Annotated in this window: 13 protein-coding genes; all 13 read left to right on the top strand. The window is 71.5% G+C overall.

What is annotated here, in order from left to right; genetic code table 11:
• Positions 1–111: 111 nt before the first annotated feature.
• The 13 genes from J421_RS25300 to J421_RS25240 all read left to right on the top strand — a co-directional run bounded on the left by J421_RS25300 (position 112) and on the right by J421_RS25240 (position 12,468).
• The gene (locus tag J421_RS25300; RefSeq protein WP_025413909.1) at positions 112–522 is read left to right on the top strand and encodes a PAS domain-containing protein; all 411 of its coding nucleotides are present in this window, start codon (positions 112–114) and stop codon (positions 520–522) included.
• Between the two features lie 92 nt (positions 523–614).
• On the top strand, positions 615–1,706 hold the full coding sequence (locus J421_RS25295; protein WP_025413908.1) for a sensor histidine kinase: 1,092 nt from the start codon (positions 615–617) through the stop codon (positions 1,704–1,706).
• A 119-nt stretch (positions 1,707–1,825) separates the two neighbouring features.
• Positions 1,826–2,587 (top strand): response regulator, encoded by a 762-nt coding sequence (locus J421_RS25290; RefSeq protein WP_104023281.1) that lies wholly within the window; start codon positions 1,826–1,828, stop codon positions 2,585–2,587.
• Positions 2,588–2,720: 133 nt separating this feature from the next.
• A complete protein-coding gene (locus J421_RS25285; protein WP_025413906.1) occupies positions 2,721–3,524 on the top strand; it encodes a DUF3108 domain-containing protein in 804 nt (267 codons plus the stop codon).
• 172 nt (positions 3,525–3,696) lie between these two features.
• On the top strand, positions 3,697–4,314 hold the full coding sequence (locus J421_RS25280; protein WP_025413905.1) for a YceI family protein: 618 nt from the start codon (positions 3,697–3,699) through the stop codon (positions 4,312–4,314).
• Between the two features lie 45 nt (positions 4,315–4,359).
• Positions 4,360–5,742, top strand: coding sequence for a hypothetical protein (locus J421_RS25275; protein WP_025413904.1), 1,383 nt, complete (start codon positions 4,360–4,362; stop codon positions 5,740–5,742).
• Positions 5,743–5,969: 227 nt separating this feature from the next.
• Positions 5,970–6,428 carry an RrF2 family transcriptional regulator gene (locus tag J421_RS25270; RefSeq protein ID WP_158508898.1) on the top strand — a complete coding sequence of 153 codons (459 nt, stop codon included), beginning with the start codon at positions 5,970–5,972 and terminating at the stop codon, positions 6,426–6,428.
• On the top strand, positions 6,425–8,470 hold the full coding sequence (gene nosZ, locus J421_RS25265; protein WP_025413902.1) for a Sec-dependent nitrous-oxide reductase: 2,046 nt from the start codon (positions 6,425–6,427) through the stop codon (positions 8,468–8,470). The genes J421_RS25270 and nosZ overlap by 4 nt, the downstream gene beginning before the upstream one ends.
• A gap of 60 nt (positions 8,471–8,530) precedes the next feature.
• Positions 8,531–9,172 carry a hypothetical protein gene (locus J421_RS25260; protein WP_025413901.1) on the top strand — a complete coding sequence of 214 codons (642 nt, stop codon included), beginning with the start codon at positions 8,531–8,533 and terminating at the stop codon, positions 9,170–9,172.
• A 3-nt stretch (positions 9,173–9,175) separates the two neighbouring features.
• Positions 9,176–9,670 carry a hypothetical protein gene (locus tag J421_RS25255; RefSeq protein ID WP_025413900.1) on the top strand — a complete coding sequence of 165 codons (495 nt, stop codon included), beginning with the start codon at positions 9,176–9,178 and terminating at the stop codon, positions 9,668–9,670.
• Entirely contained in the window at positions 9,660–10,934 is a 1,275-nt protein-coding gene (gene nosD / locus J421_RS25250; RefSeq protein WP_158508897.1) for a nitrous oxide reductase family maturation protein NosD, read from the top strand. The genes J421_RS25255 and nosD overlap by 11 nt, the downstream gene beginning before the upstream one ends.
• A gap of 2 nt (positions 10,935–10,936) precedes the next feature.
• Complete coding sequence (locus J421_RS25245) at positions 10,937–11,671, top strand: ABC transporter ATP-binding protein (RefSeq protein ID WP_025413898.1); 735 nt, start codon at positions 10,937–10,939, stop codon at positions 11,669–11,671.
• Positions 11,668–12,468, top strand: coding sequence for an ABC transporter permease subunit (locus J421_RS25240; RefSeq protein ID WP_025413897.1), 801 nt, complete (start codon positions 11,668–11,670; stop codon positions 12,466–12,468). Before J421_RS25245 ends, J421_RS25240 begins: the two co-directional genes overlap by 4 nt.
• The last annotated feature ends 8 nt before the right edge of the window (positions 12,469–12,476 follow it).

The raw sequence follows: 12,476 nt of genomic DNA, 5'->3' as shown, positions 1-12,476 counted from the left end.
CGCGGCGGCGTTTCGCTGCCGGACGATCCCCTTCACGAGCGCGGGGGTTCGCCTACGGCGCTGGCGTGGCGGCCGGCGCACGATTGGCGCACACGTCACCGAGGATCTCCCATGCCGATCGACACTACCCTCCGCGAACGCTCGGTCGCGGACGACGCCTCGTGCTTCGGGCCGTCGGCGCTGCGCGCGCTCCTCGAGCAGCTGGAGGTCGCCGTGTTCATGGCCGACCGGCAGGGCCGACTGGTGTACGCGAACGCGGCGGCGCGGCGCGACGTTGCCGCGCTGCCCGACGCCGTCGGCTCGCTGCTGGGCCGCGCACTGCTCACCGGCGAGGTCGTGCGCGACGAGGAGATCGAGCTCGGGAGCACCACGGGCCGACGCCGCTACGCGAGCGTGAGCGTGACGCCGCTCGGCGCGAGCCTCGATGCGATCGACGGTGCGGTGCTCACGATGGCCGACGTCACGGACCGGAAGTGGTCCGAGGCGTTGGAGCCGATGGTGGAGTCGCTCGCCCGGTTGTAGGGAATCGCCTCACGCGGCACGGGTCGGATGCGCACAGCGAATCAGCGCTCCCCCGACCGGGCCGCCCGGCGGGCCGCGTTATCGTCCTCGCCATGACGGTCATCGTGAAGAAAGGCTGGGAGCCGGCGTCGACCGGCGGGCCCGTGCTGCGCCGCGCCGTCGGCGTGCCTAACACGGCCCCGCGCGCCGGCTGGCTGCGCCGCGTCCTCGGGGTGTCGCTGCTCGCGAAGCTCGTCGGCGCGAACGTCCTCGTCGCGCTCGCGGCCGCGGTCGCGCTCCTGACGACGCCGGATGCGCTGCGCGGCGCGCGCGGCGTCGAGATCCTGGCCGTGGCGCTCGGCCTCGCGCTGCTGCTCAACGGCATGCTCGTCGTGCTGGCGCTGCGTCCGGTCCGCGAGATCGAGGCGGTCGCGGCGCGCGTGTGGCGCGGCGACTTCGGCGCGCGCGTCGTGCCGTCGCCGGTCGCCGACGCCGAGCTCGCGCGACTCGGCTGCACGCTCAACCTCCTGCTCGACGGGCTGGCATCGGACCGCGACCGCCTCCGGGCCGCCGCCGCGCAGACCATGCGCGCGCAGGACGCCGAGCGCTCCCGCATCGCGCGCGAGCTGCACGACTCGGTCGCGCAGTCGATCGCCGCGCTCGCGTACCAGCTCACCGCCGCCGCGCGCGACGCGACCGATCCCGCCACCACGGCCCGCCTCGCGGAGCTGCGCGCGTTCGCCGGCACGGTGCTGGAGGAGGTGCGCGCGCTGTCGCACACCGTGCATCCGCGGGTGCTCGACGACCTCGGGCTCGTGCCGGGTCTGCAATGGCTCGCGCGCACCATGAGCGAGCGGAGCGACCTGCAGGTGACCGTCACCGCGGCGCCCGACGTCGCGGACGGCGCGTCGCCCGAGGTGATGGCGGCGCTGTATCGCGTCGCGCAGGAGTCGCTGCGCAACGTCGAGCGGCACGCGCACGCGCGCACGGCCGACGTCCGTCTGGCGCGCGACCACGCCGCGCTCGTGCTCGAGGTGCGCGACGACGGCGACGGGTTCTCGCTCGCCGACGCCGAAGCCCGCCGCCCCGGCATGGGACTCTTCGCGATGCGCGAGCGCGTCGACCTCGTGAACGGGCGCGTCCACATCGACGCGGCGCCGGGTCGCGGCACGCGGATCCGCGCATCCGTCCCGATCGCGCCCTGAGGTCATCGGGGAATCCTGCGCCGGAGATGCGGGAGATGCCCGACGGGCGGACGCGGGCGAGCAGGCGAGCGTAGGTCGGCGCCGGGACACTCGGCGTCACACACCTCGCGGAGGATCTCATGACCCGGACCACCCACACGCCGATGCTGCCGCCCGGCAGTGACCTCGAGGCGTTAGGCCTCACGCTCGCCGCCCGCCCCTACGTGCGCCGCGGCGTCGCCATGCGCGACGAGCCGATCCGCGTCGTGATCGTGGACGACCACGCCGTCGTGCGCGCCGGCATCCGCGCCCTGCTCGCCGGCGTCCCCGACGTGGTCGTCGTGGGGGAGGGCGCCGACGGCCGCGACGCCGTCGCGCTCGTCGAGCGGCTCGGCCCCGAGGTCGTGATCATGGACCTCGAGATGCCCGGCGTCGACGGCACGACGGCGACCCGCGCGCTGCACGCGCTGCCGGTGCCGCCGAAGGTCCTCGTGCTCACCATGCACACCGAGGAGGAGCGGCTGCTCCCGCTGCTCGACGCCGGCGCGAGCGGCTACCTCGCGAAGGATGCCGCCGAGCGTGACCTCGTCGACGCGATCCGCGTGGTCGCGTCGGGCGACGTCTACGTGCGACCGCGGGTGGCGCGGATGCTCGCCGAGTCGGTGCGACACGGCCCCGCGCCCGACGCGCGGCGCGCGGCGTTCGACTCGCTCAGCGCGCGCGAGCAGACGGTGCTGCGCCTCGTCGCCGAGGGCTACAACGGCCCGGAGATCGGCCAGCAGCTCGGCATCAGCGCGAAGACCGTGGACACGTACAAGCAGCGCGTCGAGGAGAAGGTCGGTCTCGCGCACCGCACCGACTACGTGCGCTTCGCGCTCGACATCGACCTCATTCGCAAGTAGCCGCGCGTCGGGGGTTTCCCCACGGCTCCCCGTCGGGGGTTTCGACCGACGCCGTGCCCGAGCCCCGACGGTGACCGCCGCCCGCTCGCCGTACCCTCCGTGTGTGGGAGTGACACCCGGCCACGGAGACACCATGTGCACGAACGCGTACGGCGAGTGGGCTCGACGGATCGCCCGGGCGACGATCGCCCTCGGCGCCGCGCTGACCACGGCGAGCGGCGCCACCGCCCAGAGCTCGTCGGGCGCCGCGCGCCTCCCGTTCTTCGTCGGCGAGCGGCTCGAGTACCGCGTGCGCGCCGGACGCGTCGGCGCGGTGGGGCGCACGACGATGGTCGTCGACACGCCGCAGGTCCTGCGTGGCACGACGGCGTGGGTGCTCCGCTTCGATTTCCACGCGAAGGTCGGCCCGATCGGCGCCGTGGACCACACGGAGTCGTGGCTCGATCCCGAGCGTCTGACGTCGCTGCGCTTCCACAAGCACGAGCGGCACCCGCTCTCGAAGCACGACGAGCGCGTGGAGCTCTACCCCGAGACGCACCGGTGGGCGGCGGAAGACGGCGCGAGCGGCACGATCGCGTCGGAGGCGCCGCTCGACGAGCTGTCGTTCATGTACGTCCTGCGCACGCTGTCGCTCACCGACACCGGCGTGACCTACGCGCGCCACTTCGACGCCGCCCGCAACCCGACGCGCGTCCGCGTGCTCGGCCGCCGCAGCGTGACGACCGAGGCGGGGACGTTCCGCACCGTGCTCGTGGAGATGCGGGTGCAGGATCCGCGGCGCTTCCGCGGCGAGGGCGTCATCCTGCTCGACCTCACCGACGACCACTGCCGGATCCCCGTGCGCATCGAGAGCACGATGCCGGTCATCGGCAAGACGACGATGACGCTCGAGGCGCAGAACCATCCCGCGGAGCACCACCTCGCGCAGCTGCCCTGAGCCGCCGACGTCGGCACGTCGGGCGATCCCCGACACGCCCGCCGCTGACGCCCGACGAAGGATCCGGGCTTCCCTTCCTGAGCGGGGCGACCGGCCGGCCTAACCTCACTACAGACAGCACGCACGACGATCGCGACGACCTCCGCGATCGAGACACCGACCGGAGCATACCATGCGCGCGAATACTCGGCTCGCCCTCGCCACGCTCCTCAGCCTCGCGCCCGCGGCGATCGCGTGGCGCTCCGCCAACGATCCGCTGGTGATGCAGCCGCAGAGCCGCATCTGGATCGACGGCAAGTCCACCGTGCGCCGCTTCTCGTGCAAGGCGCCCGTGTTCTCCGTGGACGTCGACGCGGCGCCGGGCGCCGTGGCCGCGGTGCTCGCCGGCACGAAGGCCGTGCAGACGGCCACCGTGACCGTGCCGGCCGAGAAGATGGACTGCGGCAACGGCACGATGAACGAGCACATGCTGAAGGCGCTGAAGGCGAAGGACGCGCCGACGATCGAGTTCAAGCTGAGCGGCTACGACGTCGCGAAGAGCAGTGCCGGCGTGCAGGGCACGTTGAACGGCACGCTCACCCTCGGCGGCCAGACGCGGCCGATCAGCCTCGAGGCGCAGGCGGAGCCGGCGCCTAACGGAACGTTGCACGTGACGGGAGCGGCCCAGATCCGGATGACCCAGTTCGGCCTCAAGCCGCCCTCGCTGATGATGGGCACGATGAAGGTCGACGAGCTCGTGACCGTCAACTTCGACCTGCTCCTCAAGCCCGTGACGTCGGTAGCGAACTGACTTCACGCCCTCGACGACTCACGGCACCCCTACGGGAGAACCACCATGCGCACTCACACGACCATCGTCACACTCGCGGCCGCGCTGCTGGCCGGCGCCCCGCTCGCGGCACAGCAGGATGGAAACGGTCCCGCCTCGAAGGCCGACACCACGACCTCCGCGGCCCCGTCGACCGCGAAGCCGAGCAACCTGCCGCCGATCACGCTCCAGCGCCTGCGTCCGGCCGACAAGCGCGGCATCAACGTGTTCGAGACGCCGAAGGACGACCCCATCCCCTTCACGGGCTTCCGGCTCGGCTTCGGCGCCGCGTTCACGCAGCAGTTCCAGGGGCTCGGACAGTCGAACACCGCCGCGCCCAACGTCGTCAACGGCGCGAACACGAACGCGCTCGTCCAGATCGGCCACGGGCCGAACAACGCCGTCGCGAACGCCTACGTCGGCGCGCAGCTCGCGAAGGGCATCCGCGTCTCGATGACCGCATACCTGTCGGCCCGCCACCACAACGAGACGTGGGTGAAGGACGGCTACCTGCAGGTCGACGACTCGCCGATCGACTTCCAGCCGCTGAACACGTTGATGCAGTACGTGACGATCAAGGCGGGCCACTTCGAGATCAACTACGGCGACGCGCACTTCCGCCGCACCGACAACGGGAACGCGATGTTCAACCCGCTCGTCGGCAACTACATCATGGACGCGTTCGTGCCGCAGATCGGCGGTGAGCTCTACCTCCGCGGCCGCGGTCTCGCGCAGGGCGCGTTCGTGATGGGCGGCGTGACGAACGGCGAGGAGAAGGGGATGGTGCAGAAGGCCGCGCAGCGCTCGCCCGCGTTCGTCGGCAAGATCGGCATCGACCGCCAGCTCACGAAGGACGTCCGCGCACGCCTCACCGGCTCGTGGTACGGGCAGAGCAAGGCGGCGAACCAGGTGCTCTTCTCGGGCGACCGCGCCGGCAGCCGGTACTACAGCGTGATCACGAACAGCACGGACGAGACGGCGACGGCCTGGACGGGTGCGGTGCAGCCGTTCTCGGGTCCCACGGGCCCGCTGCACTCGGTGGTCGTGAACCCGTTCCTCAAGGTCAGGGGCCTCGAGTACTTCGGCAACTTCGAGCAGGCGAAGGGACGCCTGGCCTCGGAGACGGCGCTCCGCACGATCACCCAGACGGTGAACGAGGTGACGCTGCGGGGGCTCGGTGAGAACGTGTACCTCTCGGGCCGCTACAACACCGTGTCGGGCAAGCTCGCCGGGATCGCGAACGACGTCAGCGTGAAGCGCTACCAGGTCGGCGGCGGCTGGTTCGTCACCCCGACGGTGCTCACGAAGCTCGAGTGGGTGAACCAGAAGTACTACGACTTCCCGACGAAGGACATCCGCAACGGCGCCCAGTTCAAGGGCTTCATGCTCGAGGGCACCGTGGCCTTCTGAGCGAGCGGGGCGTGCGAGGAATCCAGAAGACTCCCAACAAGGAGGCGGAGGTGACAGGACGGCGGGGGCACCGGCTCGGTGCCCCCGCCGTTTCGCCTGTGTTAGGCACGCGCGCCGTTCCCCGGCACGGCTGTCGGGGAATCGGAGTGCGATTTCCGGCGAGCGCCCTACGGCCCGGCATTTCGGATTCGCCGATGATGTATGGCAGACACCACGCCGGAGACCTCGTGCTGAGCAACACCGCCGAATACGCGCTACGCGCCGTGCTGCACCTCGCCGGCCGCCCCACCGGGGCGTGGACGCACGTGTCCGAGCTGGCCCGCACCACCGGCGTCCCGCGCAACTACCTGTCGAAGACGCTCAACCAGCTCGCCCGCGCCGGCGTGCTGCGCTCGACGCGCGGGCCGAGCGGCGGATTCCGGCTCGCCGGCCCGGCCTCGGAGCTGACGCTCGACCGCGTCGTGGCGCCGTTCATGGGCCTCGACACTGCACGCTGCCTGCTCCACGACCACCCCTGCGGCGACGCGCACGCCTGCGAAGCGCACACGCGCTGGGCGCCGGTCGCCCGACAGGTGCACGCCTTCTTCGGCGCGACCACCGTCGCCGATCTCACCGGGGGCGCGGAGGGCGCCGCCGGAGCGCTCTCCTCCCTCCACCGATCCGTCATCGACGGAGACACTCCATGAAGACATCCCGCTCCCTGCTCGTGGGCGGCGGCGCCGCGCTGTTAGGCGGCCTCCTGTTCCTCGCGTGCCGCACGACGGGCACGCCGTCCGCGAACCTCGCCGTCGGCGACGCGGCGTCGAAGGTCTACGTCGCCCCCGGGCAGCACGACGAGTACTACGCGTTCATGTCGGGCGGCTTCAGCGGCCAGGTCTCCGTGTACGGCCTGCCGTCCGGCCGGCTCCTGAAGGTGATCCCCGTGTTCTCGCAGAACGCCGAGAACGGCTGGGGCTACAACGAGGAGACGAAGCCGATGCTCGAGACGACCTACGGGTTCATCCCGTGGGACGACTCGCACCACACCGAGCTGTCGCAGACCGACGGCGTGCCGAACGGCAAGTGGCTGTTCATCAACGGCAACAACACGCCCCGCATCGCGCGCATCGACCTCACGACGTTCGAGACCGACGAGATCGTCCAGATCCCGAACGCCGCCGGCGGCCACGCGTCGCCGTTCACCACGCCCGACGGCCGCTACGTCGTGAGCGCGACGCGCTTCTCGATCCCGATCGGCGACGCCGGCGAGAACCGCGACGTCGCGATCGACAGCTACAAGGACACGTTCAAGGGTACGCTCTCGTTCGTGAAGGCCGACGAGCCGACGAAGATGCGGATCGCGTTCCAGATCCTCATGCCGGGCTACGACTACGATCTCGGGCACGCCGGCAAGGGGCCGAGCGAGGGCTGGTTCTTCTTCACGTCGTACAACTCGGAGCGCGCGTACACGAAGCTCGAGGCGAACGCCTCGCAGGCCGACAAGGACTACATCGCGGCCGTGAACTACAAGCAGGCCGAGAGCTGCGTCGCGCAGGGGAAGGCGCGCACGGTCAACACCCGGTACGCGCACAACTGGATGGACGAGGGCTCGCGCGCCGCGAAGTCGGAGATGGTGGCCAGCGTGCCGATGCTCGACCCGCGCACGTGCCCGGGCCTCGTCTACTACCTGCCGACGCCGAAGTCGCCGCACGGCGTCGACGTCGACCCGACCGGCGAGTACATCGTCGCCGGCGGCAAGCTCGCCACGGTGATCCCGGTGCACTCGGCCACCAAGCTGCTGAAGGCGATCGCCGACAAGCAGTTCGAGTCGGAGATCGACGGCATCCCGGTGCTGAAGTACCAGGCGGTGCTCGCCGGCGAGGTGCAGAAGCCCGGCCTCGGTCCGCTGCACACCGAGTTCGACGGCCGCGGCAACGCGTACACCTCGATGTTCATCTCGTCCGAGGTCGTGAAGTGGAAGCTCGGCACCTGGGAGGTGCTCGATCGCGCGCCGACGTACTACTCGGTCGGCCACCTCATGATCCCGGGCGGCGACACGAAGAAGCCGTGGGGCAAGTACCTCGTGGCGATGAACAAGATCACGAAGGACCGCTACCTGCCGACCGGCCCCGAGCTCGCCCAGAGCGCGCAGCTCTACGACATCAGCGGCGACAAGATCAAGCTCCTGCTCGACTTCCCGACGATCGGCGAGCCGCACTACGCGAACGCGGTCCCCGCGTCGCTCATCGAGCAGCAGCAGGTCAAGTTCTACAAGCTCACCGAGAACACGCACCCGTTCGTGACGAAGGCCGAGGCGCAGGGCGGCATCAAGCGCGCCGGCAAGCGCGTCGACGTGAACATGGTCGCGATCCGCAGCCACTTCGCGCCGGACAACCTGGAAGGCGTGCAGCTCGGCGACACGGTCTACTTCCACGTGACGAACATCGAGCAGGACTGGGACATCCTGCACGGCTTCGCGGTGCTCGGCGCGACGAACGCGGAGCTGATCCTGAACCCGGGCGAGACGAAGACGCTGAAGTGGGTGCCGGCGGCGACGGGCGTGTACCCGTTCTACTGCACCGACTTCTGCTCCGCGCTCCACCAGGAGATGCAGGGCTACGTCCGCGTGAGCCCCGCCGGCTCGACGGTCACGCTGTCGGCCAACACGAGCCCGCGCGCCGCCACGCAGCTCGCGCGGCTGCCTAACGGGAGCGCCGCTCCCCGGGCCCACAAGCACGGCAACGACTGACCCGAGACGTGGACTCCGGCCGTGATGACGGTCGGAGTCCACGCCCAACGCCTCACGGCCATGACGCTCCCTCGACTTTCCCGCCTGCTGCTCGTCGCCGCCGCGGCGGCGCTGGCCGGCGCCTACGTCTTCCCGCTGTGGCGCATCGGGCTCGTCGCGCCGCAGTACCCGGAGGGGCTCGGCATGCTGATCCGCGTGCACACCATCACGGGCGTGCAGCCGCAGGATCTCGCGAACATCAACGAGCTGAATCACTACATCGGCATGAAGCAGATCGTGCCCGACGCGATCCCCGAGCTCACGGTCATGCCGTGGGTGCTCGCGGCGCTGATCGTCGGCGTGCTCGCTGCCGCGGCGACGGGCCGCCGGTGGCTGCTGCACGTGTGGCTCGGCGCGTTCGCCGCCTTCGGCGCGTGGGGGCTGTTCGACTTCTGGGAGTGGGAGCGCGACTACGGCCACAACCTCGACCCGCGCGCGGCGATCAGCATCCCCGGCATGACGTACCAGCCGCCGCTCATCGGCGCGAAGACGCTGCTCAACTTCGTCGCCACGTCGTGGCCGGCGGCGGGCGGCATCCTGCTCGGCGTCGCGTTCCTGCTCGGCGTCATGGCGCTGCTGGTGCGGCCGTGGCACGTCGCGCACCGCGCCGCGACGCACGCTGCTGCCCCGGTGCCGCCGCCCGTCGCGCCGGCGCGGAGCTGACGCATGCCGCGCCTTCCCACGCTCGGCGCGACGGCGCGCCGTCTCGCCCTCGTCGCCGCGCTCGCGGCCGCGTGCACGCCCGACGGCCCGCGGGCCATCGCCTACGACGAGGAGTCGTGCGGCTTCTGTCGCATGACGATCAGCGACCGGCGGTTCGGCGCCGAGGTGATCACCGCGACGGGCAGGATCCACACCTTCGACTCCGTCGAGTGCCTCGCCGCGTTCGTTCTCGCACAGGACTCGGCGGCGGTGCGCGGCGTGTGGGTGAGCGACTGGAACCACCCGGGCACGTTCCTCGCGGCCGACAGCGCGGAGTTCCGCCGTCTGCAGGGCGCTGCCGGGAGCCCGATGGGGAAGGGGTTCGTGGCGACGCAGCGCGGCGTCGTGCCGGCCGGCGCTCGCGCAGCCGGGGCGACGATGCGGTGGAGCGACGTGCTCGCCGCCGCGCGGCACGACGGAGCCCTCGCGGAGGCGACGCATGCGGCGCGTGCGGACTGACCGCCGCCCGGTCGCGTTCGGCGCCGCGCTGCTGCTGGGCGCACACGCGGCCCTCGCGCAGCCCGCGGTCGTCGTCTCGCCGACCGGCGCGGTGCGCACGGTGACCGAGGCGTTGCGCGTCGCGCCGGCCGGCGCGCGCATCGTCATTCGCGCCGGCACGTACCGCGAGCCCACGCTCCACGTGACGCGCGCCGTGACCATCGTCGGCGAGGGCCTGCCGACGCTCGACGGCGAGAACGCGCGCGAGATCATGGTCGTGACCGCGCGCGACGTGACCGTGCGCGGCGTACGCTTCGCGCGCGTCGGCACCGCGTTCACCGAGGATCGCGCCGCGCTCCGCGTGCGCGATACCGGTGGCTGCACCATCGCTGACAACCGGTTCGACGACACGTTCTTCGGTGTCTATCTCGCGAACGTCGCGGGGTGCCGCATCGAGCGCAACGTCCTCTCGGCGCGCAAGACCGGCGAGTCGGCGAGCGGCAACGGCATCCACCTGTGGAGCGCGCGCGACGTCGTCATCGCCGACAATCAGATCCGCGGCCACCGCGACGGCATCTACTTCGAGTTCGTGCGTGCGAGCACCGTCGAGCGCAACGTGAGCGAGAGGAACCTGCGCTACGGGCTGCACTTCATGTACTCCGACAGCTGCCGCTACCTCGACAACACGTTCCGCGCGAACGGGTCGGGGGTGGCCGTCATGTACACGAAGCAGGTCGTGATGCGCGGCAACCGCTTCGAGGACAATCGCGGCGGCGCGGCGTACGGGCTGCTGCTGAAGGAGATCGGCGACCCGGTGCTCGAGGGGAACACGTTCGCCCGCAACACCGTGGGCCTCATGGCCGACGGCACCACGCGGCTCCTCGCGTCGCGCAACGTGTTCGCGTCGAACGGCTGGGGCGTGCGCCTCATGTCCAACGTGCAGGACTCGCGCTTCGACGCGAACGACTTCTCCGCGAACACGTTCGACGTCGCGACGAGCGGCCGCGACGCGACCGCGGCGTTCGCCGGCAACTGGTTCGACGCCTACCGCGGCTACGACCTCGATCGCGACGGGCGCGGCGACGTGCCGCACCGGCCCGTGCGGCTCTTCTCGCTGCTCGTCGCGCGCTACGAGCCGTCGATGGTGCTCCTGCGGAGCTTCTTCGTCGACCTCCTCGACGTGGCGGAGCGCGGCATCCCGTCGCTCACGCCCGACGCGGTCGTGGACGCGCACCCGGCGATGCGGCCCGTCGCGCGTCGCACGACTGTCTCCTCGCTTCACTGACGATGCTCCGCATCCAGGCACTCACCAAGCGGTTCGGCGACGCGCACGTGCTGCGCGGCGTCGACCTCGCGCTCGACCCGGGCCGCGTGCTCGCGCTGGTCGGCCCGAACGGCGCCGGGAAGACGACGCTCATCAAGTCCGTGCTCGGCCTGACGCGGCCCGACGCCGGCGAGATCCGCTTTCGCGGCGAGATCGTGCGCGGCGACGCGTACCGCGCGCGGATCGGCTACATGCCGCAGATCGCGCGCTTCCCGGAGAACCTCACCGCGGCCGACCTGATGGCGATGCTCGTCGATCTTCGCGACGCGGCCGCCACCGCCGACCGCGACGTGGAGCTCGTCGAGCGGTTCGCGCTGGAGCCGCACCTGCGCAAGCCGCTGCGCACGCTCTCCGGCGGCACCCGACAGAAGGTGAACGCGGTGCTCGCGTTCCTGTTCCGCCCCGACCTGCTCGTGCTCGACGAGCCGACCGCCGGCCTCGACCCGATCTCGAGCGGCATCCTCAAGGACAAGGTGCTCGCCGAGCGTGCCGCCGGGCGGAGCGTGCTGCTCACGTCGCACATCATGAGCGAGATCGAGGAGCTGGCCGACGACGTGGCCCTGCTCGTCGACGGCCGCGTCGAGTTTCACGGCCGCGTCGACGCGCTGCTCCGTGCATCCGGCCAGACGCGCCTCGAGCGCGCCGTGGCGCAGCTGCTCTCGGCGCAATCCTTCGCGCCGTGCGAGGCCGCCGCATGACGCCTGCCGCGGTGGTTCTCAGGGTCGCCGGCTACGGGACGAGCAACGTGCTGCGCAGTCGGTGGCTGCTCGCGTACGTCGGGTTCTTCGCGGTGGTGACCGACGCGCTGCTCCGCTTCGGCGGCGGCGACGGCCGCGCGCTGCTCAGCCTCGTGAACGTGGTGCTGTTCGTCGTGCCGCTCGTCGCCCTCGTGTTCGGCACCACGTACCTGTACGACGCGCGCGAGTTCACCGAGCTGCTCCTCACCCAGCCCGTCGGCCGGCCGCCGCTGTTCGGCGGCCTGCTGCTGGGGCTCGCGCTGCCGCTCGCCGTCGGCTTCGTCGCGGGCGTGGGGCTGCCGTTCGCGATCCACGGACTCGGCAGCCGCGCGGAGGCGGCGACGTTGGCGACGCTGCTCGCCTGCGGCGTCGCGCTCACGCTGGTGTTCGTCGCGCTGGCGTTCGTCATCGCCACGCGGTGCGACGACAAGGTTCGCGGGCTCGGCGCCGCGGTCGGACTGTGGCTCGCGTTAGGCCTGGTCTACGACGGCGCGGTGCTGCTCGCCGTCGCGGTGTTCGCCGACTACCCCGTGGAGCGGCCGCTGCTCGCCGCGATGCTGACGAACCCGATCGATCTCGCGCGCGTGCTGCTCCTCCTGCGCTTCGACGTCGCCGCGCTCCTCGGCTACACGGGCGCGGTGTTCGCGCGCTTCTTCGGCGGCACGGCCGGATCGCTCGTCGCCGCGTCGGCACTGCTCGCCTGGATCGTCCTGCCGCTCGGCCTCGGCCTGCGCGCGTTCCGCCGCAGGGATTTCTGACCAACCAC

Source organism: Gemmatirosa kalamazoonensis, assembly GCF_000522985.1.
Lineage (GTDB): Bacteria > Gemmatimonadota > Gemmatimonadetes > Gemmatimonadales > Gemmatimonadaceae > Gemmatirosa > Gemmatirosa kalamazoonensis.
Note: the sequence above shows the minus strand (reverse complement) of the source record. Positions and strands in the feature narration are given on the sequence as shown.